A 21,701-nucleotide genomic window follows, 5' to 3' on the forward strand; every position below is an offset into this window, starting at 1 on the left:
CGTCCGCGCCGAGAGTGACAGCCGCCCCCGAACGACGGACCGGCGAAGGATGGCCACCACATGAACGGAAGAGCCGAGACCGGGTCTCTGGCCGATTGAGCTGCCGATAAAATGCAGGTTCTTCTGTTTGTTTGCCGGGCAATGCGCCTTAAGGTCACCCCGAACCCGGGCTTCACTCGAAGGGCGTACGAGCATGCAGGGCACAATCGACGGCTTCAGCTATGGGATGGTGACGCCCGCTGCGGCCTTCCTCATGTCGTGCCTCGGCGCGGCCCTGGGGTTGCGCTGCACGACGCGGTCGCTGCGGACCGAGCGTTCCTTCAAGGCCGGCTGGCTGGCTCTCGGGGCGACGTCCATAGGCTCCGGCATCTGGACGATGCACTTCATCGCGATGATGGGATTCAGCGTCGACGAGGCGCCGATCGGGTACGACGTCCCGATCACCTTCGCCAGCCTGGCCGTCGCGATCGTCATGGTCGGCATCGGCATCTTCATCGTCGGGTACCAGGGCGCGACCTGGATGGCCATGGTCACCGGCGGCACCATCACCGGTCTCGGTGTGGCCACCATGCACTACCTCGGCATGGCAGGAATGCGCCTCCGGGGGCAGTTCGAGTACGACACGCTCACCGTCGCGCTCTCCGTCGTCATCGCCGTCGTCGCCGCGACGGTCGCACTCTGGGCGGCCGTCTCCATCCGCGGCTTCCTGCCCAGCCTCGGTGCCAGCGTGTTGATGGGCGTGGCAGTGAGCGGGATGCACTACACGGGCATGGCAGCGCTCAGTGTCCATCTGCACCCCGCCGTCACCGGCAACGCGGCCGACGGCCCGCCGACCGCACCCCTGATCCCGCTGCTGATCGGCCCCGGCTGCTTCCTCCTGCTCGCCGCGGTGGTCGTGATGTTCGATCCCTTGATGGTGATGGGCGACCCGGACTGGACCGACCCGGCGGGACACGGCACCCATGGCGGCCGGGCCCCCGGCATCCCCGTCCAGCGGCAGGTCCCGCGGTTCGGCACCTACGCCGACCCGGCGTCCTTCCAGTCGCAGCGTCAGCACACCCCGCCGTCGCGCGACCGGTGACCGGACCCCGGTTGTCAGTGGGGGGTCGTACGGTGGTTCCATGCGGCCCGTTTCGAAGATCGAACGTTCGGTGGCGCCTTTCGAGGTCGTCAGTTCCTACCAGCCCAGCGGCGACCAGCCCGCGGCCATCGCCGAGCTGGAACGGCGTATCCGGGCAGGTGAGAAGGATGTCGTGCTGCTCGGCGCGACCGGCACCGGGAAGTCGGCGACCACCGCCTGGATGATCGAGAAGCTCCAGCGCCCGACCCTCGTGATGGCGCCGAACAAGACCCTCGCGGCCCAGCTGGCGAACGAGTTCCGCGAACTGCTCCCCAACAACGCCGTCGAGTACTTCGTCTCGTACTACGACTACTACCAGCCCGAGGCGTACATCCCGCAGTCGGACACGTACATCGAGAAGGATTCGTCGATCAACGACGAGGTCGAGCGGCTTCGCCACTCCGCGACGAATTCGCTGCTCACCCGCCGTGACGTGGTCGTGGTCGCCTCGGTCTCCTGTATCTACGGCCTCGGTACGCCACAGGAGTACGTGGACCGCATGGTCCCGCTCAAGGTGGGCGACGAGATCGACCGCGACCAGCTGCTGCGCCGCTTCGTGGAGATCCAGTACACCCGCAACGACATCGCGTTCACCCGGGGCACCTTCCGGGTGCGCGGCGACACCATCGAGATCTTCCCGGTCTATGAGGAGCTCGCCGTCCGCATCGAGATGTTCGGTGACGAGATCGAGGCGCTCTCCACCCTCCATCCACTCACCGGCGAGGTCATCAGCGAGGACAACGAGCTCTATGTCTTCCCCGCCAGCCACTACGTGGCGGGACCCGAGCGCATGGAGAAGGCGGTCAACGGCATCGAGCAGGAGCTGGAGCACCGCCTCGCCGAGCTGGAGAAGCAGGGCAAGCTGCTGGAGGCCCAGCGGCTGCGGATGCGCACCACGTACGACATCGAGATGATGCGCCAGATCGGCACCTGCTCCGGCATCGAGAACTACTCGATGCATATGGACGGCCGCGAGCCCGGCACCGCCCCCAACACCCTCCTCGACTACTTCCCCGAGGACTTCCTGCTCGTCATCGACGAGTCGCATGTCACCGTGCCGCAGATCGGCGCGATGTACGAGGGCGACGCCTCCCGCAAGCGCAGCCTCGTCGAGCACGGCTTCCGGCTGCCGTCCGCCCTCGACAACCGCCCCCTGAGGTGGGAGGAGTTCGTGGAGCGGATCGGCCAGACCGTCTATCTCTCCGCCACCCCGGGCAAGTACGAGCTGTCCCGCGGCGACGGGTTCGTGGAGCAGATCATCCGCCCCACCGGCCTCGTCGACCCGGAGGTCGTCGTCAAGCCCACCGAGGGCCAGATCGACGACCTGGTGCACGAGATCCGCAAGCGCACCGAGAGGGACGAGCGGGTCCTGGTCACCACCCTCACCAAGAAGATGTCCGAGGACCTCACGGACTACTTCCTGGAGCTGGGCATCCAGGTCCGTTATCTGCACAGTGACGTCGACACGCTGCGCCGTATCGAGCTGCTGCGCGAACTGCGCTCCGGTGAGTACGACGTACTGGTCGGGATCAACCTCCTGCGCGAGGGGCTCGACCTGCCCGAGGTGTCCCTGGTGGCCATCCTCGACGCCGACAAGCAGGGCTTCCTGCGCTCCGGGACGTCCCTCATCCAGACCATCGGCCGCGCGGCCCGCAATGTGTCCGGCCAGGTCCATATGTACGCCGACAAGATCACCCCGGCGATGGAGAAGGCCATCGACGAGACCAACCGCCGCCGGGAGAAGCAGATCGCGTACAACACCGAGCGCGGCCTCGATCCGCAGCCGCTGCGCAAGAAGATCAACGACATCGTCGCGACGATCGCCCGCGAGGAGATCGACACCGAGGAGCTGCTCGGCACCGGCTACCGCCAGGGGAAGGGCGACAAGGCCCCGGTCCCCGCACTCGCGGGCAAGGCGGGTAAGGCGGCCGGCGCCAAGAAGGCCGGCGCGGTGGTCACCGACCGGCCCGCGACCGAACTCGCCGGGATCATCGAGGAGATGACCGACCGGATGCGGGCAGCCGCCGCGGACCTGCAGTTCGAGGTGGCCGCCCGACTGCGCGACGAGGTCGGCGAGCTGAAGAAGGAGCTGCGCCAGATGCGCGAGGCGGGCCTGGCCTGACCTGCCGTACCGGCGTGTGTTGCAGGACCGACACAAAAACGGGCCAAGGCTGCTGCGCCTTCGGCGGGACTGCGTAGGGTGCTGGGAAACCGCGCACGGACGGATGCGGGGCAAGGGGAGAGGGGACAGCGCGTGACGGTCAACATGACCAAGGGTCAGGCCATCAGCTTGCAGAAGAGCGACGGGGGGACCCTGACCGCGGTACGGATGGGACTCGGCTGGCAGGCGGCGCCGCGCCGCGGTCTGTTCGGCTCGCGCACGCGGGAGATCGACCTGGACGCGTCGGCGGTGCTGTTCGCCGACAAGCAGCCGGTCGACGTGGTCTTCTTCCGCCACCTCGTCAGCGACGACGGGTCGGTCAAGCACACCGGCGACAACCTGGTCGGCGGTGCCGGTTCGGGCGGCGACGACGAGGCGATCCTCGTCGACCTGCAGCGGGTGCCGGTCCACATCGACCAGATCGTCTTCACGGTGAACTCCTTCACCGGTCAGACGTTCCAGGAGGTGCAGAACGCCTTCTGCCGCATCGTCGACGAGACCAACGGCCAGGAGCTTGCCCGCTACACGCTCGACGGCGGCGGTCAGTACACCGCCCAGATCATGGCCAAGGTGCACCGCGTCGGCGCCGGGTGGCAGATGACGGCCCTCGGCAACCCGGCCAACGGCCGTACGTTCCAGGACCTGATGCCGGCGATCCTGCCGCACCTGTAGGCACGGCCGGACCGATCGGGTCCGTATCGGTACGCGCAGCTCCCGGAGGCATCGGCCGCCGGGAGCTGCACCACATGCGCTGCACCACATGCACCGCGCGGCACGGCATCGCGCGGCACGGCGGATCGTGGCAGCGGCCCGCGCAACATCAACTCGTCGAGGGGACAGGGCAATGACGGCCGAGCTGGTCCGGGGGCAGAACCACACCTTGCCCCAGACCCGTCTGGAGATCCGGGTATCGGCCGGTACGCCCGTCGTGGCCGGTGCCACGCTCGGCGACGAGCGGGGTACCGTGCACGGCATCGAGTGGATCGCCCACCCGGGCTCGCCCCAGCTGCCCGGACTCGAAGTCTCCAAGCAGGCCGCCGCCGACCACCGGCTGGCCGTGGACCTCGACGCCGTGCCTGCCGCGGTGCACCGCGTCACCGTGCTGCTGGCCCTGCCCATGGAGGTTGGCGGTCCGGTCAGATTCGGCGCGGTCGCCGCGCCCTTCGTCGCCGTCACCGGCCTCGAAGGCACCGAGATCGCCACCTTCACCCTCACCGGCCTGGATGCCGAGTCCGCGGTCGCCGCCCTGGAGCTCTACCGTCGGCAGGGCGACTGGAAGGTCCGCGCGGTCGGCCAGGGATATGCGGGTGGTCTGGCCGCGATGCTCGCCGACCAGGGGGTGACCGGAGCGGCGGAACTGGCCCGGTCGATCCACGAGGCGGTCGCCCGGGGCATGGCCCGCTCGGTCGCGCCGCCCCCGCCCCGCACCCCGGAGGGGGACCGGGTCCGCCACACTGCGGCGATCGGCGAGCCGGCCCCGCCCGTCGCCCCGCCGGCCGGCCCCGCGCCCACCCGGCCCACAGCTGCCACGGGCCCCACCACGGACTCCACCGCGGGGCCGAGCGCGGGTCCCGCCACGGGTCCCATCAGCTACGCGCACCCACGCCGCCAGGCGACTGCGCCCCCGCCGCCCCCGCCCACCGCACCGCCCGCCGAACCTGGCCGGCCCGCGCAGCCCGTCGCCGGGGACGCGACCGGCTGGTCCATGGAGGAGCGCCTCTACAACCAGGTCTGGGGCATGTTCGAGGACCTGGCGCGCACCACTGCCGCGTACCGCAGCGCCGTCGACTTCGCCGAGTCCCGCATGGACCAGGAGCTCGACCGGGCGCTGTCCGATCCGCGCAACAGGATCGGCGGGGCGGGCGACCGGGCCCGCCAGGAGGCCCGCGCCAAGCGTGACCAGCTGACCGACCGGGCCCGTGAGGCGCTCGACCGCGATCTCGCGCAGCTCGCCGCCGAGTCCGCCGTCGTCGAGCCCGCGCTCCCCGCCGCGTTCGCAGCCTGGGACAACCCCGTGTGGCATGCCTACCGCGTCCCCATGGAGATCCCCATGGCCCTGCGGATCGGCGACCTCCATCTGGCCGAGAACTCCGACCTGCACATCCCCTTGCTCGTACGGCTGCCGCTCGAGCGCGGCATCTGGGTCGACAGTGGGCGCACGGCATCCGAAGCCGCGGCTCTGACCGATACGGACCGGCTCCGACGTCTCGCCATGGACAACGCGGTAGCGCACGCCGCCCGGCTGCTCGCCGTCTACCCCGCGGGCGAGTTCTCCGTCCATGTCATCGACGCCGCGGGCTCGGCGGCGGCAGCCCTCGCGCCTCTGGTGAATTCCGGTGTGCTCGCCGGGCCGCCCGCCGCTGGTGCCGGGGGAGTGGCATCGGTCCTCGCCCGTCTGACCCGACGGGTCGATCTGGTGCAGATGGCGATCCGGGCCGGCGCGTCCGACTCGCTCCCGCCGGACCTGGACACAGCCGAGCAACTGCTGATCGTCAACGACTTCCCGCACGGCTTCGACGACCGGGCCGTCACCCAGTTGCGCTATCTGGCCGACGAGGGGCCCTCGGTCGGCGTTCATCTGCTGATGGTCGCGGACCGGGAGGACGCGAGTGCCTACGGGCCGGTGCTCGATCCGCTGTGGCGGTCCCTGCTGCGGATCACTCCGGTCGCCGACGACCACCTGGCCGACCCCTGGGTCGGCCATGCCTGGACGTACGAGCCGTTGGGGATGCCGGCCGGCAGCCGGGTGCTGGAGCAGGTCCTCGCCCAGGTTGCCGCTGCCCGGCGCACCGGCCGCCGACCGTAGGGCAACGGTCTCTCAGGCAACCCCTGACCTGGTCTTTTGAGTGATCTTTACCCGTCGCTTTACCTTTTCTTGGTATTCCCTGTACTGTTTCTTGGACGGAGGGGAGTATTCCCATACGCGGCGTGCCCGTCAGTACGGACTGTGACCGGTCCCGGGGCGTCGGCCCGTGGTGCGCATCCCGTGCGCCCGGGTGGAAGAGACCTCCGGCAGCGACGACGCTGATCAGTAGCCGTAGCGAACTGCCGGAGGCGCAGTGGACGTTTCAGGAACCCTCTGGGTGCTGACCATTCTTGGTCTGTCAGCCCTTATTGCCATCGACTTCTTCATCGGGCGCAAGCCACATGACGTGACGACGAAGGAAGCCGGAATCTGGACGATCGTCTGGATCGCGCTGGCCGCGCTCTTCGGGCTCGGCCTGCTGTTCTTCGGCGAGAGTCAGGCGTCGGGCGAGTTCTTCGCCGGCTTCATCACCGAGAAGTCGCTCAGTGTCGACAACCTCTTCGTGTTCGTCCTGATCATGGCGAAGTTCTCGGTGCCCTCCCACCTCCAGCAGCGCGTGCTGCTGGTCGGTGTGCTGATCGCCCTGGTGCTGCGAGCGATCTTCATCGCCGCCGGCGCCGCGGTCATCGCGAACTTCTCGTGGGTCTTCTACATCTTCGGCGCGTTCCTGATCTACACCGCCTGGAAGCTCATCCAGGAGGCGCGGGCCGACGAGGAGGAGGACGAGTTCGAGGAGAACCGTCTCCTCAAGTCGATCGAGCGCCGCTTCGGTGTCGCCGACAAGTACCACGGCACCAAGCTCTTCATCAGGAACAACGGCAAGCGCGTCCTGACCCCGCTGATGGTCGTCATGCTCGCCATCGGCACGACCGATGTGCTGTTCGCGCTGGACTCGATCCCCGCGATCTTCGGTCTGACCCAGGACCCGTACATCGTCTTCACCGCCAACGCCTTCGCGCTGATGGGGCTGCGGCAGCTGTACTTCCTGATCGGCGGTCTGCTGAAGAAGCTGGTGCACCTCAGCTACGGGCTCTCGGTCATCCTCGGCTTCATCGGCGTCAAGCTGGTGCTGCACGCCCTGCACGAGTCCGGGGTGCATGTCCCCGAGATCTCGATCCCCGTCTCGCTCGGCTTCATCTGCGGGGTGCTGGTGATCACCACGATCACCAGCCTCATCGCCAACAAGAAGCAGGAGGCGGCCGAGGCCGCGGAGGCCGACCGGGCGGCGGAGAAGAGCTCCAGCATCGACGCCTGATCCGGGCGGGGGGCAACAGGGGCGGGCGGCAGAGCCGCCCGCCCTTCCCTCACCAGCCGCGTGCGCGCCACTCGGGCAACTGCGGTCGCTCGTCACCGAGCGTCGTGTCGTGACCGTGGCCCGGATAGACCCAGGTCTCGTCGGGCAGCTGGTCGAAGAGCTTGGTCTCCACATCGTGGAGCAGGCTCGCGAAGGCCTCGGGGTCCTTGTGCGTGTTGCCGACCCCGCCGGGAAAGAGGCAGTCCCCGGTGAACAGGTGCGGAGCGCCGTGCGGATCGTCGTAGACGAGCGCGATGGAGCCCGGGGTGTGGCCGACCAGATGGCGGGCGGTCAGCGTGACCTGCCCCACCCGGATCGTGCCGTTGTCGTCGACGAGCACGTCGGTCGGGACCGGGATGCCCTCGGCGTCGTACCGACCGGCGTAGGTACGCGCACCGGTGGCCGCCACCACCTCGGCCAGCGCCTGCCAGTGGTCGCCGTGCCGATGAGTGGTGACGACGGACGCGATGGAGTCGTCACCGATCAGCCGCAGCAGGGTTCCGGCCTCGTTGGCCGCGTCGATCAGGAGCTGCTCGCCGGTGGCCCGGCAGCGCAGCAGATAGGCGTTGTTGTTCATCGGGCCGACGGCGACCTTGGAGATCATCAGATCCGTCAACTCGTGTACGTCCGCACGTCCGCCGACCTTGACCGCTCCGCTGTACGTCATGCGCCTCAGCCTATAGCGGGGGCAGTACGGGGAGGTGGCCACCGTCCACGGTGAGTGCGGACCCGTCGCGGCGCCCGGAGAGCCAGCCCAGCAGCTCCGGCGCCGTGCCACGGACCACGACGGGGCCGCCTTCCGCGCCGCCGCCCGTGGTCCAGAACCTGCCGTCGTCGGCGGCCACACCCGTGGACACGACCTCCGGGTGCCGGCCGAACCGCTCCGCGAGGAAGTCGATCTCGCGGCCCACGAACTCGTCCGGCAGGTCCTCCAGCTCGTAGCCGATGCCCAGGTCGACATGGTGCAGATCGACCTCGATCCAGCGGCGGAAGGGGACGCGGGATGCCGAGTCCGTCACGCCGTTGCGCATCGTGATCGTGCGCGACCAGTCCGCCGGCTCGGCGGCCGCGGCCAGGAAGCGGGCGGCGCTCTCGCGCACATCGGCCAGCTGTTCGGCGAGCGGCCGGGGTGCGTCACGCTCGATGTCGCGATCGCGGGTTTCGCTGTCTGCGTACATCGGGCGGCTCTGGAGAACATTTACGAGCGCGTCGGCGTTACGAGATAGGTGCGCAAGAACATGGCCCCGGCTCCAGCCGGGCAGCCGCGACGGCTCGGCGACTGTGACGTTGTCCAATTTGCCCGTTGCGCTGAGGAGCCGATCGGTCGCTTCACGTACGGCTTCCAGGTCGTGCGCATGATCAATCATGTGGCCGAGCCTAGCGTCGCCACTCATTCGGGTGAAGGAGATATCGGCCGTCCGTAAATCGAATGCGCGTGCTATACGCTCGGACTCGAAAGCTTCGTACATCGCTGTGGCGCCCCCCATACCCTGGGACGGGGGCTCAGTTCCCCCACTTCTCTCTAGAAAGGTGCGGACCGGCGTGGTCGACCGTCTCATCGTCCGTGGCGCTCGCGAGCACAACCTCAAGAACGTCTCGCTCGACCTCCCCCGCGACTCCCTCATCGTCTTCACCGGGCTCTCCGGGTCGGGCAAGTCATCGCTGGCGTTCGACACGATCTTCGCCGAGGGCCAGCGGCGATACGTGGAGTCGCTCTCCTCGTACGCCAGGCAGTTCCTCGGCCAGATGGACAAGCCGGACGTCGATTTCATCGAGGGCCTGTCGCCCGCCGTCTCCATCGACCAGAAGTCGACATCGCGCAACCCGCGCTCGACGGTCGGCACGATCACCGAGGTCTACGACTACCTCCGGCTGCTCTTCGCCCGGATCGGCAAGCCGCACTGTCCCGAGTGCGGCCGGCCGATCTCCCGCCAGTCGCCGCAGGCCATCGTCGACAAGGTGCTCGCCCTGCCCGAGGGCAGCCGCTTCCAGGTGCTGTCGCCGCTGGTGCGCGAGCGCAAGGGTGAGTTCGTCGACCTCTTCTCCGATCTGCAGACCAAGGGCTACAGCAGGGCCAGGGTCGACGGCGAGACCATCCACCTCGCCGAGCCGCCCAAGCTCAAGAAGCAGGAGAAGCACACCATCGAGGTGGTCATCGACCGCCTCACGGTGAAGGACAGCGCCAAGCGCCGGCTGACCGACTCGGTCGAGACCGCGCTCGGTCTCTCCGGCGGCATGGTCGTGCTCGACTTCGTCGACCTCCCGGAGGACGACCCCGAGCGTGAGCGGATGTATTCCGAGCACCTCTACTGCCCGTACGACGACCTCTCCTTCGAGGAGCTGGAGCCGCGCTCCTTCTCCTTCAACTCGCCCTTCGGCGCCTGCCCCGACTGCACGGGTATCGGTACGCGGATGGAGGTCGACCCGGAGCTGATCGTCCCCGACGAGGAGAAGTCCCTCGACGAGGGCGCGATCCACCCCTGGTCGCACGGCCACACCAAGGAGTACTTCGGGCGGCTGATCGGCGCCCTCGCCGACGCCCTCGGATTCCGTACGGACATCCCGTGGGCCGGACTGCCGCAGCGCGCGAAGAAGGCCCTGCTGCACGGCCACAAGATCCAGACCGAGGTCCGCTACCGCAACCGCTACGGGCGCGAGCGCGCCTACACCACCCCGGCCTTCGAGGGTGCGGTGCAGTTCGTCAAGCGGCGGCACTCCGAGGCCGAGAGCGACTCCAGCCGGGAGCGCTTCGAGGGCTATATGCGCGAGGTGCCCTGCCCGACCTGTGAGGGCACGAGGCTGAAGCCGATCGTCCTCGCGGTGACGGTGATGGAGAAGTCCATTGCGCAGGTCTCCGCGATGTCGATCAGCGAGTGCGCCGAATTCCTCGGCCGGTTGAAGCTGAACGCCCGCGACAAGAAGATCGCCGAGCGGGTGCTGAAGGAGGTCAACGAGCGGCTGAGATTCCTGGTCGACGTCGGCCTCGACTACCTTTCGCTCAACCGTGCTGCAGGCACCCTGTCCGGCGGCGAGGCGCAGCGCATCCGGCTCGCCACCCAGATCGGCTCCGGCCTCGTCGGCGTGCTGTACGTGCTGGACGAGCCGTCCATCGGGCTGCACCAGCGCGACAACCACCGGTTGATCGAGACCCTGGTCCGCCTCCGTGACATGGGCAACACGCTCATCGTCGTCGAGCACGACGAGGACACCATCAAGGTCGCCGACTGGGTCGTCGACATCGGCCCCGGCGCCGGTGAGCACGGCGGCAAGGTGGTCCACTCCGGATCACTCAAGGAGCTGCTGGCCAACGACGAGTCGATCACCGGCCACTATCTGGTCGGCAAGAAGTCCATTCCGATGCCCGACATCCGGCGCCCGGCCGACCCGACCCGTCGGCTCACGGTGCGCGGAGCCCGGGAGAACAACCTCCAGGACATCGACGTCTCGTTCCCGCTCGGTGTACTCACGGCGGTCACCGGTGTCTCGGGCTCGGGTAAGTCGACGCTGGTCAACGACATCCTCTACACCCACCTGGCGCGCGAGCTGAACGGCGCCAAGTCGGTCCCCGGGCGGCACACCCGGGTGGACGGCGACGACCTGGTCGACAAGGTGGTGCACGTCGACCAGTCGCCGATCGGCCGGACACCCCGGTCCAACCCGGCGACGTACACCGGCGTCTTCGATCATGTCCGCAAGCTGTTCGCCGAGACGATGGAGGCGAAGGTGCGCGGTTATCTGCCGGGCCGCTTCTCCTTCAACGTCAAGGGCGGCCGATGCGAGAACTGCTCCGGCGACGGCACGATCAAGATCGAGATGAACTTCCTGCCGGACGTGTACGTCCCGTGCGAGGTCTGCCACGGGGCGCGGTACAACCGGGAGACCCTGGAGGTCCACTACAAGGGCAAGTCCATCGCCGAGGTGCTGGACATGCCGATCGAGGAGGGCCTGGAGTTCTTCGAGGCCGTCCCGACGATCGCCCGCCATCTCCGTACGCTCCACGAGGTGGGCCTCGGATACGTCAGGCTCGGCCAGTCCGCGCCGACGCTCTCCGGCGGTGAGGCGCAGCGCGTGAAGCTCGCGAGCGAGCTGCAGAAGCGCTCCACCGGCCGCACGGTCTACGTCCTGGACGAGCCGACCACCGGACTGCACTTCGAGGACATCAGCAAGCTCATCAAGGTGCTGTCCGGGCTGGTCGACAAGGGCAACTCGGTGATCGTCATCGAGCACAACCTCGATGTCATCAAGACCGCGGACTGGGTCATCGACATGGGCCCGGAGGGTGGCAACGGCGGTGGTCTGGTCGTCGCCGAAGGCACACCGGAGCAGGTCGCCATGGTCCCGGCGAGCCACACCGGCAAGTTCCTGCAGGGCGTCCTGGACCCGGTCCGGGTGAGCGAGGCGGCAGTGCCGGCGGCACGCAAGCCGGTACGGAAGGCGGCGGCGAAGACGGTGGCCGCCAAGTCGTCCCCGGTGAGGAAGACGGCGACGGCGAAGACGGCTTCGGGCACGGCGGCTGCGGCGAAGAAGCCCGCAGCGAAGAAGGCGACCCGCACGCGCAAGGCCTGACCCGCGCGGTGTCGAGAGGGCGGTTCCCGGACGGGAGCCGCCCTCTCGCGTAGGGCTGTGACCAGGCGCGATCGTCGAGGACCGGCCCGGCCGCAAGGCTGTCCCTCTCCGCCGGTATCGTCACTTCTGTCACGGATGCCCGTGGTGCCTGTGGTGCCTGTGGTGCTCCTGGTATCCCCGGAGTCTCCTGGTACCCCGGTATCCGGCGCTTCCCCGACGCCCCTCGCCCTACCCCTCACACCCTGTGGAGTCCGCATGTCCGGCCAGCCCGCCCGCCGTACCGTGCTGAAGGGTGCCGCTCTCGCCGGTGTCGCCGGGCTGGGAGTGGCCGCCTGTTCGACCGAGTCGAAGCTCGGGCACGCCGAGACGCCCACGCCGACCGCCCCCGTCGAGCTCGGCGCCGCGGACGAGGTGCCGGTCGGCGGATCCAAGCTCTACCGCGAGCAGCGGGTCGTCGTCAGCTGTCCGGCCAAGGGTCAGTACAAGGCGTTCAGCGCCCAGTGCACCCACGCGGGCTGTCTGCTGGACAAGGTCGAGAAGAACGAGGGGAACTGCCCCTGCCACGGCAGCCGCTTCGACACGACGACGGGCGAGGCGGTGCACGGCCCGGCGACCGTGCCGCTGCCCTCCGTCCCGGTCAGGGTCGAGAGCGGAAAGCTGATAGCCGGTCCTGACGCCTGACGCCTGACGCCTGACGCCGGGCGACCGGGGACCAGCGGTCGTCACTCCCAGTCCCAGTCGATGCCGACCAGGCCGGGCCGCACCCCCTGCTCCACCAGGTGCACGGTCCGGTGCCGGCCGGTGAGCGTGAGGTCCGTACGGCCGCCGCGCGGAGCCCCCACCGAAGCCTGGGCGAACCGTCGGCACCGTACCGGCAGCGCATCCTCGTCGAAGTGCACCTGCAGCACGTACTGTCCGCCGCCGAAGCTGAAGCCGCGCACGTACTCGCCGCACGGTCCGCCCGTACCGTCGTCGAACCCGTAGCCGAAGAGGTACGTCTCACCCGCCCGCAGCCGGGTGTCGAAGAGCAGCTCGGCGACGAGCACCCCCGCCTCCCGGTTCCAGCGGACCCGGCCCGTCCGGCAGTTCTCCCGGGCCGCCACCTCGACCCGCGCGGGGTCGCAGCCCGGATCGCCGCGGTACACGGCGAGGTAGCGGTCGATCCCGTCGCGGTGCGCGCGCACGACGTGCTGCGATTCCCGGCGCCGCAGCTCCCGGCCGGACCCGATCCGTACCCGCTCCTGGTGCCCCACCGTGTGCAGCCCGCCGTCGGCCGGTGACTCCAGCGCGTCGAGCAGCCGCTCCACCGCGCCGGACGCCTCCATCAGGGAGCGGTACGAGCGACCGGCCGGTCGCTCGGCGTCCGCACGGGCATCCCCGGCGCCGAGCAGCCGGAGCAGCGAGTTCCCCGGCAGTTCCAGCACCTCCTCCAGCGCTTTCACCGCCCGCAGGGACTCGGCGCGCTGCGGGCGCCGGGCTCCCTGCTGCCAGTAACTCAGGCTGGTCACGCCGACCTTCACCCCACGGTGTGCGAGATGGTGCTGCACCCGCTGGAGCGGCAGCCCACGCACCGAGAAGGCGGTGCGCAGCGCCAGATGGAACGGACCGGTGTGCAGCACCTGCGCCAGTTCGGCCTCGGTGCGGTGCATGACGTGCCTCCAGTGAACGTTCACGGCACGGGGCGGGGAGACCGTGCCGATGGGAGCGGGACGGGCAGGTGGCGGTCACGTCCGCTGGAGTGGTGTATCGACGGCCACTCGGTGATCTCGTTTTGAGAGGCTATGCGGTGAGTTCGGTGTGCAGGGTGGTGTCGTCGGTTTCTGACTCGATCGGGTGGAGGCGTGCCTTGGCAAGGAGGTCGAGGCCCATGTAGCGGCGGGCCTCGGTCCATTCGTCGTTCTGCTCGGCCAGGACCGCGCCGACCAGGCGGATCACGGCGGTGCGGTCGGGGAAGATGCCGACGACGTCGGTCCGGCGGCGGATCTCCTTGTTCAGCCGTTCCTGCGGGTTGTTCGACCAGATCTGCCGCCAGAGCTCGCGCGGGAAGCCCTTGAACGCGAGCAGGTCGTGCTGGGCTGTGTCCAAGTGGGCTGCTGCCTTCGGGAACTTGGCTTCCAGAGCGTCGAGGACGTGCCGCATCTGGGCTGTCACAGCGTCGGTGTCGGGTTGTTCGAACACGGTCCGCAGGAGTGTGGCCACCCAGGGCTGGGCCGACTTCGGAACTTGGCTCAGCAGGTTGCGGGCATAGTGCGTTCGGCAGCGCTGCCAGGACGCGCCGGGCAGGGTGGCGCCGATGGCGTCGACGAGGCCGGCGTGGGCGTCGGAGACGACGAGCTGGACGCCGGACAGGCCCCGGGCGATGAGGGAGCGCAGGAAGGCGATCCAGCCGGCGCCGTCCTCTGCCGTGGCCACGTCCAGGCCGAGGATCTCGCGGTGCCCGTCGGCGTTGACGCCGACTGCGACCAGGGCGTGGACGTTGATGATCCGGCCGCCTTCTCGGACCTTCTGGGTGAGGGCGTCGACCCAGATGAAGGTGTAGGGGCCGGCGTCGAGCGGCCGGTTGCGGAAGGCGGTGACCTGTTCGTCGAGGTGCTTGGCCATCGCGCTGACCTGCGATTTCGACAGTTGGGTGACGCCGAGGGACTCGGCGAGTTTCTCGACCCGGCGGGTGGAGACACCGAGGAGGTAGGCGGTGGCGACCACCGAGATGAGGGCCTGCTCGGCCCGGCGGCGGCGTTCGAGGAGCCAGTGCGGGAAGTAGCTGCCGGACCTGAGTTTGGGGATGGCGAGTTCGACGGTGCCGGCGCGGGTGTCCCACTCGCGTGGGCGGTATCCGTTGCGGTGGTTGACGCGTTCGTCGCTGACCTGCCCGTATTCGGCGTTGCAGAGGGCGTCGGCCTCCGCGGACATGAGCGCGTCGGCGAACGTCTTGACCATCGCGCGCAGCAGATCGGGACTCGCCGCGACGAGGTTGTTCTCGGCGAGGGCGTGCAGGGGCAGACTGTCGGGTGCGGTCATCGTGCTGATCTCCTTCGAGGCTTCGACACTTCGAAGATCAGCCGGTGGCCGTTCGTCTATGCGGGCCTCATCCCGATGCCGGAGCAAACCCCCAGATCAGGTCGAACCCGTACACCACTTCCCTGGACGTAACCCAGGTGGCCGGGGGCGGACCGTTCACGCATGCCGCCACACCGTTCACACGGCGCTGTTCCCCCGCATTGAAGCGTGTTGACCCGTTCCCGACAACGGTTGATGCTCGTTGAACGGTGACGGCGCCCGCCGGCCCCGTGCTCCGGGGCGCGCTCCCCCACCCCGCACCCCGGAGCACGGCATCACCCCGGAGGACACCGCACTGTCACCGCCCGCAAGTAGGGTGGGCACCATGGCAGACCCCTCCAGCTACCGCCCCAAGCCGGGACAGATCCCCGACTCCCCGGGGGTCTACAAATTCCGCGACGAGCACCGCCGGGTGATCTACGTCGGGAAGGCGAAGAGCCTGCGCCAGCGCCTGGCCAACTACTTCCAGGACCTGGCCAATCTCCACCCGCGCACCCGCACGATGGTCACCACGGCCGCCTCCGTCGAGTGGACCGTCGTCGCCACCGAGGTCGAGGCGCTGCAGCTGGAGTACTCCTGGATCAAGGAGTTCGACCCCCGGTTCAACGTCAAGTACCGCGACGACAAGAGCTATCCGTATCTCGCGGTCACGCTGAACGAGGAGTTCCCGCGCGTCCAGGTCATGCGTGGTGCCAAGAAGAAGGGCGTGCGCTACTTCGGTCCGTACGGGCATGCCTGGGCGATCCGCGAGACCGTCGACCTGATGCTCCGGGTCTTTCCCGTCCGTACGTGCTCCGCCGGTGTCTTCAAGAACGCCGCGCGGACCGGCCGCCCCTGCCTCCTCGGCTACATCGGCAAGTGCTCGGCGCCCTGCGTCGGCCGGGTCACGCCCGAGGAGCACCGCGAATTGGCGGATGACTTCTGCGACTTCATGGCCGGCCGCACGGGCACGTACATCCGCCGGCTGGAGAAGGACATGATGGCGGCGGCCGACGAGATGGAGTACGAGCGGGCGGCTCGGCTCCGCGACGACGTGGAGGCCCTCAAGCGGGCCATGGAGAAGAGCGCCGTCGTCCTCGCCGACGCCACCGACGCCGACCTGATCGCGGTCGCCGAGGACGAGCTCGAGGCCGCCGTGCAGATATTCCACGTCCGCGGCGGCCGGGTGCGGGGCCAGCGCGGCTGGGTCACCGACAAGGTCGAGGCGGTTGACACCTCGGGCCTCGTCGAGCACGCCCTGCAGCAGCTGTACGGGGAGGAGACAGGCGACTCCGTCCCCAAGGAGGTCCTCGTCCCGGCCCTTCCGGAGGACCCCGAAGCGGTCTCCCAGTGGCTCGCCGGCCGCCGGGGTTCCCAGGTCAGCCTGCGCATCCCGCAGCGCGGCGACAAGAAGGACCTGATGGTGACGGTCCAGCGCAACGCCCAGCAGGCCCTGGGGCTGCACAAGACCAAGCGCGCCTCCGATCTGACGACCCGCTCCCGCGCCCTGGAGGAGATCGCCGAGGCGCTGGGCCTCGATACGGCTCCGCTGCGCATCGAATGCTTCGACATCTCCCATCTCCAGGGCGACGACGTGGTCGCGTCCATGGTCGTCTTCGAGGACGGTCTGGCCCGCAAGAGCGAGTACCGCCGCTTCCAGATCAAGGGCTTCGAGGGGCAGGACGATGTCCGCTCGATGCACGAGGTGATCGGCCGCCGCTTCAGGCGCTACCTCCAGGAGAAGGAGCGGACGGGGGAGTGGGAGGAGAGTCCGGCACCCTCCGGAGCCGTACCGGCCCCGGAGACCGCCGCCGGGGACGGCGACCCCTTCGACAACGAGCCCCGTGAGGACGACGGCCGCCCCAAGCGGTTCGCCTACCCGCCGCAGCTCGTCGTGGTCGACGGCGGCCAGCCGCAGGTCGCCGCGGCCAAGCGGGCCCTCGACGAGCTGGGGATCGACGACATCGCCGTCTGCGGCCTCGCCAAGCGCCTCGAAGAGGTATGGCTGCCCGAGGACGACGACCCCGTGGTCCTGCCCCGCTCCAGCGAGGGCCTCTACCTCCTGCAGCGCGTCCGCGACGAGGCCCACCGTTTCGCCATCACTTATCAGCGTGCCAAGCGGGCCAAGCGCATCCGCTCGAGCCCGCTGGACGCGGTCTCCGGCCTCGGCGAGACCCGGAAACAGGCGTTGATCAAGCATTTCGGCTCCGTGAAGAAGCTGAAGCAGGCGACAATCGACGAGATCTGCGAGGTTCCGGGGATAGGCCGCAGGACGGCGGAATCAGTGGCTGTCGCCCTCGCCTCGACCACCCCGGCCGCGCCCGCCGTGAATACGGCGACAGGAGAGATCATTGAAGAGGACGACGGGGGCAGCACGTCATGACTGAACACGAACACGAGCAGGAACACGAACACGAGCAGGAGAGCGCGCACGACGGCACGGACGGCGCGCACGACAGCACGGACCGAGCAGACGGAGCAGGACACGTGAGTACGGGCACCACGACCGAGACGGGCGATGCCGCCGCGGCCATCCCCGAGCTGGTGATCATCTCCGGCATGTCGGGCGCCGGACGATCCACCGCCGCCAAGTGTCTGGAGGACCTCGGCTGGTTCGTCGTCGACAACCTGCCGCCCGCCCTGATCCCCACCATGGTGGAGCTCGGCGCCCGGTCCCAGGGCAATGTCGCCCGGATCGCCGTCGTCGTCGACGTGCGCGGCCGCCGCTTCTTCGACAACCTGCGGGAGTCCCTCGCCGATCTCGCGGCCAGACACGTCACCCGGCGGATCGTCTTCCTGGAGTCCTCCGACGACGCGCTGGTCCGCCGCTTCGAATCGGTCCGTCGGCCGCACCCCCTCCAGGGCGACGGCCGGATCGTCGACGGCATCGCCGCCGAGCGCGACCTGCTGCGCGAGCTGCGCGGCGACGCCGACCTGGTGATCGACACCTCCAGCCTCAACGTGCACGAGCTGCGCGCCAAGATGGACGCCCAGTTCGCCGGTGACGAGGAGCCGGAGCTGCGCGCCACGGTGATGTCGTTCGGCTTCAAGTACGGCCTGCCGGTCGACGCGGACCTGGTGGCCGACTGCCGCTTCCTGCCCAACCCGCACTGGGTCCCCGAGCTGCGCCCGTTCACCGGACTCAACGAGGAGGTCTCGGCGTACGTCTTCAACCAGCCGGGCGCCAAGGAGTTCCTCAACCAGTACACCGAGCTGCTCCAGCTGGTTGCCGCGGGCTACCGACGTGAGGGCAAGCGCTATGTGACGATCGCCGTCGGCTGCACGGGCGGCAAGCACCGCTCCGTCGCGATGTCGGAGAAGCTGGCAGCCCGGCTCGCCGCCGAAGGGATCGAGACCGTCCTCGTCCACCGGGACATGGGGCGCGAGTGACCAGCCGCAATCTGCGCCTGCGGCGGCTGCGCAGAGCCACCTCCGCGCTCTCCGCCCGCAAACGTGGCGCCCAACCCAAGGTCGTCGCACTCGGCGGCGGCATGGGCCTGTCCGCGTCGCTCGCCGCACTGCGCCGGATCACCGGCGATCTCACCGCCGTGGTCACCGTCGCCGACGACGGCGGCTCCAGCGGCCGGCTCCGTGAGGAGCTCGGCGTCCTGCCGCCCGGCGACCTCCGCAAGGCGCTCGCCGCACTCTGCGGTGACGACGACTGGGGTCAGACCTGGGCACAGGTCATCCAGCACCGCTTCCAGTCCAAGGGCGATCTGCACGAGCACGCGGTGGGCAATCTGCTGATCGTCGCCCTCTGGGAGCAGCTCGGCGACCATGTCCAGGCCCTGGACCTGGTCGGCAAGCTCCTCGGCGCGCACGGCCGGGTGCTGCCCATGTCCGCCGTGCCGCTGGAGCTCCAGGCGCTCGTACGGGGCCACGACCCGGCCCGCCCGGACGCCGTGGACACGGTGCGCGGCCAGGCGACGGTGGCACTGACCCCCGGTGAGGTGCAGTCCGTACACCTCGTCCCGAACGACCCGCCGGCCGTCCCGGAAGCGGTCGAGGCGGTACTCGACGCGGACTGGGTGGTGCTCGGCCCGGGATCCTGGTTCTCTTCGGTGATCCCGCATCTGCTCGTACCGGAACTGCTCGACGCGCTCGTCGCGACGAAGGCCCGTAAGGTCCTGTCGCTGAACCTGGCACCGCAGCCCGGCGAAACTGATGGCTTCTCTCCGCAGCGTCATTTGGAGGTTTTGGGACGACACGCCCCTAAACTCGCCCTGGACGTGGTGCTGGCCGACGAAGCCGCCGTGCCCGATCGCGAGTCCCTCGCCGATGCCGCCAAGCGGCTCGGCGCCGCGGTCGAGCTGGCGCCGGTGGCCTCACCCGACGGCGTTCCGATCCATGATCCGGAGCTGTTGGCCGCCGCGTACGACCGTATTTTTCGGATGCATGGAAGGATCGGCCCATGGCGATGACGCCAGCGGTGAAGGACGAAATCTCTCGGCTTCCCGTGACCCGGACCTGCTGCAGGAAGGCAGAGGTTTCGGCGATTCTTCGGTTCGCGGGCGGGCTGCACCTGGTGAGCGGCCGGATTGTGATCGAGGCGGAGCTGGACACCGCGATGGCGGCGCGTCGGCTGAAGCGGGACATTCTCGAGATCTTCGGGCACAGCTCGGAGCTGATCGTGATGGCCCCCGGCGGGCTGCGGCGCGGCTCCCGCTATGTCGTAAGGGTGGTGGCGGGCGGCGATCAGCTGGCCCGCCAGACCGGGCTGGTGGACGGTCGCGGCCGGCCCATCCGCGGGCTGCCGCCGCAGGTGGTCTCGGGGGCCACCTGCGACGCCGAGGCCGCCTGGCGCGGTGCCTTCCTGGCCCACGGCTCGCTCACCGAGCCGGGCCGCTCCTCCTCGCTGGAGGTGACCTGCCCGGGCCCGGAGGCGGCGCTCGCACTGGTCGGCGCGGCCCGCAGGCTCTCCATCGCGGCGAAGGCCCGCGAGGTGCGCGGCGTGGACCGGGTCGTCGTCCGCGACGGCGACGCGATCGGCGCCCTGCTCACCCGGCTCGGCGCCCATGAGTCGGTGCTGGCCTGGGAGGAGCGGCGGATGCGTCGTGAGGTCCGGGCCACCGCCAACCGGCTCGCCAACTTCGACGACGCCAACCTGCGCCGCTCGGCACGGGCCGCGGTGGCCGCAGGCGCCCGGGTGGGACGCGCCCTGGAGATCCTGGGCGAGGAGGTGCCCGAGCACCTCGCGGCGGCCGGACGGCTGCGCATGGAGCACAAGCAGGCCTCCCTGGAGGAGTTGGGTGCGCTCGCCGACCCGCCGCTGACCAAGGACGCGGTCGCCGGCCGGATCCGCCGGCTGCTGGCCATGGCCGACAAGCGGGCCCAGGACCTCGGTATCCCGGGGACGGAGTCCACGCTCAGCGAGGAGCTCGCTGACGGCCTGGTGGGCTGAGGCGGAACGGGGTCGAATCCCGGCCGAAGGCGGAACGCGCTCCGGACCCGGGGATGTTGACACTCCGTAATCGTCACTGCATCCGAGGCCGAGTAACCGGAGGTCCGTACTCCTACTGGGGAGTACGGGCCTTTGCGGCGCTTCCGGGCCCGCACGATGTCACTCCAGGGCCCACGGAGAGGTAGGGTCGGAGGCGGTCGGGGACATCCCATACAACTCGCCGGCGTCGAAACCCGGCGTACCTAACGAGGAGATCGGTTCGTGACGATCCGCGTAGGCATCAACGGCTTTGGCCGCATCGGTCGTAACTACTTCCGCGCGCTGCTGGAGCAGGGTGCGGACATCGAGATCGTGGCTGTCAACGACCTGGGTGACACTGCGACCACGGCCCACCTGCTGAAGTACGACACCATTCTGGGTCGTCTGAAGGCAGAGGTCAGCCACACCGCCGACAGCATCACCGTCGACGGCCACACCATCAAGGTGCTCTCCGAGCGCAACCCGGCCGACATCCCCTGGGGTGAGCTGGGCGTCGACATCGTCATCGAGTCGACCGGCATCTTCACCAAGAAGGCCGACGCCGAGAAGCACATCGCGGGCGGCGCCAAGAAGGTCCTCATCTCGGCTCCGGCCAAGGACGAGGACATCACCATCGTGATGGGCGTCAACGAGGAGAAGTACGACGCGGCCAACCACCACGTCATCTCCAACGCCTCCTGCACCACCAACTGCGTCGCGCCGATGGCCAAGGTTCTGGACGAGAACTTCGGCATCGTCAAGGGCCTCATGACGACGGTCCACGCGTACACGAACGACCAGCGCATCCTGGACTTCCCGCACTCCGACCTGCGTCGCGCCCGCGCCGCGGCGGAGAACATCATCCCGACCACGACCGGTGCCGCGAAGGCCACCGCTCTGGTGCTCCCGCAGCTCAGGGGCAAGCTCGACGGCATCGCGATGCGTGTCCCGGTCCCGACCGGCTCCGTCACCGACCTGGTCATCACGCTGGAGCGCGAGGTCACCCGCGACGAGGTCAACGCCGCCTTCCAGAAGGCCGCCGAGGAGGGCCCGCTCAAGGGCAAGCTCGTCTACACCCAGGACCCGATCGTGTCCTCGGACATCGTCTCGGACCCGGCTTCCTGCACCTTCGACTCCCTGCTGACCATGGCAGAGGGCACGCAGGTCAAGGTCATCGGCTGGTACGACAACGAGTGGGGCTACTCCAACCGCCTCGTCGACCTGACCGTCTTCGTCGGCAGCCAGCTCTGACCGTCGAATCGGCAGGCACCTCGATGTGAGCAAGGGGCTCGGACAGCG

Annotated in this window: 16 protein-coding genes; 12 read left to right on the forward strand and 4 right to left on the reverse strand. The window is 69.1% G+C overall.

Features of this window, described 5'->3' with window-relative positions; genetic code table 11:
• The first annotated feature begins 193 nt into the window (after positions 1-193).
• The 5 genes from OHB49_RS31450 (at position 194) to OHB49_RS31470 (ending at position 7,342) form a co-directional block, all read left to right on the forward strand.
• Positions 194-1,081 (forward strand): MHYT domain-containing protein, encoded by an 888-nt coding sequence (locus OHB49_RS31450; protein ID WP_329164324.1) that lies wholly within the window; start codon positions 194-196, stop codon positions 1,079-1,081.
• A gap of 40 nt (positions 1,082-1,121) precedes the next feature.
• On the forward strand, positions 1,122-3,242 hold the full coding sequence (gene uvrB / locus OHB49_RS31455; RefSeq protein ID WP_329164325.1) for an excinuclease ABC subunit UvrB: 2,121 nt from the start codon (positions 1,122-1,124) through the stop codon (positions 3,240-3,242).
• A gap of 132 nt (positions 3,243-3,374) precedes the next feature.
• Positions 3,375-3,953, forward strand: a complete 579-nt coding sequence (locus OHB49_RS31460) for a TerD family protein (RefSeq protein WP_030919738.1) — start codon at positions 3,375-3,377, stop codon at positions 3,951-3,953.
• A 172-nt stretch (positions 3,954-4,125) separates the two neighbouring features.
• Positions 4,126-6,087, forward strand: coding sequence for a TerD family protein (locus OHB49_RS31465; RefSeq protein ID WP_329164326.1), 1,962 nt, complete (start codon positions 4,126-4,128; stop codon positions 6,085-6,087).
• 253 nt (positions 6,088-6,340) lie between these two features.
• Positions 6,341-7,342, forward strand: coding sequence for a TerC family protein (locus OHB49_RS31470; RefSeq protein WP_030974724.1), 1,002 nt, complete (start codon positions 6,341-6,343; stop codon positions 7,340-7,342).
• A 49-nt stretch (positions 7,343-7,391) separates the two neighbouring features.
• Here OHB49_RS31470 and OHB49_RS31475 read toward each other — a convergent pair whose 3' ends face one another.
• Both OHB49_RS31475 and OHB49_RS31480 read right to left on the reverse strand, forming a co-directional pair.
• The gene (locus OHB49_RS31475; RefSeq protein WP_313936733.1) at positions 7,392-8,048 is read right to left on the reverse strand and encodes an MBL fold metallo-hydrolase; all 657 of its coding nucleotides are present in this window, start codon (positions 8,046-8,048) and stop codon (positions 7,392-7,394) included.
• A 10-nt stretch (positions 8,049-8,058) separates the two neighbouring features.
• Complete coding sequence (locus OHB49_RS31480; protein WP_030974721.1) at positions 8,059-8,748, reverse strand: maleylpyruvate isomerase family mycothiol-dependent enzyme; 690 nt, start codon at positions 8,746-8,748, stop codon at positions 8,059-8,061.
• Positions 8,749-8,923: 175 nt separating this feature from the next.
• On the opposite strand from OHB49_RS31480, the gene uvrA reads away from it, so the two are divergent.
• Together uvrA and OHB49_RS31490 are read left to right on the forward strand one after the other, a co-directional pair.
• On the forward strand, positions 8,924-11,947 hold the full coding sequence (uvrA, locus tag OHB49_RS31485) for an excinuclease ABC subunit UvrA (RefSeq protein WP_030974719.1): 3,024 nt from the start codon (positions 8,924-8,926) through the stop codon (positions 11,945-11,947).
• A 255-nt stretch (positions 11,948-12,202) separates the two neighbouring features.
• Complete coding sequence (locus OHB49_RS31490) at positions 12,203-12,628, forward strand: Rieske (2Fe-2S) protein (protein ID WP_030974717.1); 426 nt, start codon at positions 12,203-12,205, stop codon at positions 12,626-12,628.
• A 41-nt stretch (positions 12,629-12,669) separates the two neighbouring features.
• Here OHB49_RS31490 and OHB49_RS31495 read toward each other — a convergent pair whose 3' ends face one another.
• Positions 12,670-13,596: a hypothetical protein gene (locus OHB49_RS31495; protein WP_329164329.1), complete on the reverse strand. Its 927-nt coding sequence runs from the start codon at positions 13,594-13,596 to the stop codon at positions 12,670-12,672.
• A gap of 130 nt (positions 13,597-13,726) precedes the next feature.
• Positions 13,727-14,965, reverse strand: coding sequence for an IS256 family transposase (locus OHB49_RS31500; protein WP_329164330.1), 1,239 nt, complete (start codon positions 14,963-14,965; stop codon positions 13,727-13,729).
• 364 nt (positions 14,966-15,329) lie between these two features.
• On the opposite strand from OHB49_RS31500, the gene uvrC reads away from it, so the two are divergent.
• The 5 genes from uvrC (at position 15,330) to gap (ending at position 21,653) form a co-directional block, all read left to right on the forward strand.
• The gene (uvrC, locus tag OHB49_RS31505; protein ID WP_329164332.1) at positions 15,330-17,366 is read left to right on the forward strand and encodes an excinuclease ABC subunit UvrC; all 2,037 of its coding nucleotides are present in this window, start codon (positions 15,330-15,332) and stop codon (positions 17,364-17,366) included.
• Entirely contained in the window at positions 17,363-18,373 is a 1,011-nt protein-coding gene (rapZ, locus tag OHB49_RS31510) for an RNase adapter RapZ (protein ID WP_329164334.1), read from the forward strand. The genes uvrC and rapZ overlap by 4 nt, the downstream gene beginning before the upstream one ends.
• Positions 18,370-19,404, forward strand: coding sequence for a gluconeogenesis factor YvcK family protein (locus OHB49_RS31515; RefSeq protein ID WP_030974710.1), 1,035 nt, complete (start codon positions 18,370-18,372; stop codon positions 19,402-19,404). The genes rapZ and OHB49_RS31515 overlap by 4 nt, the downstream gene beginning before the upstream one ends.
• Entirely contained in the window at positions 19,395-20,384 is a 990-nt protein-coding gene (gene whiA / locus OHB49_RS31520; RefSeq protein ID WP_030919772.1) for a DNA-binding protein WhiA, read from the forward strand. Before OHB49_RS31515 ends, whiA begins: the two co-directional genes overlap by 10 nt.
• Positions 20,385-20,645: 261 nt before the next feature.
• Entirely contained in the window at positions 20,646-21,653 is a 1,008-nt protein-coding gene (gene gap, locus OHB49_RS31525) for a type I glyceraldehyde-3-phosphate dehydrogenase (protein ID WP_030919775.1), read from the forward strand.
• The last annotated feature ends 48 nt before the right edge of the window (positions 21,654-21,701 follow it).

It is taken from the genome of Streptomyces sp. NBC_01717 (assembly GCF_036248255.1).
GTDB lineage: Bacteria > Actinomycetota > Actinomycetes > Streptomycetales > Streptomycetaceae > Streptomyces.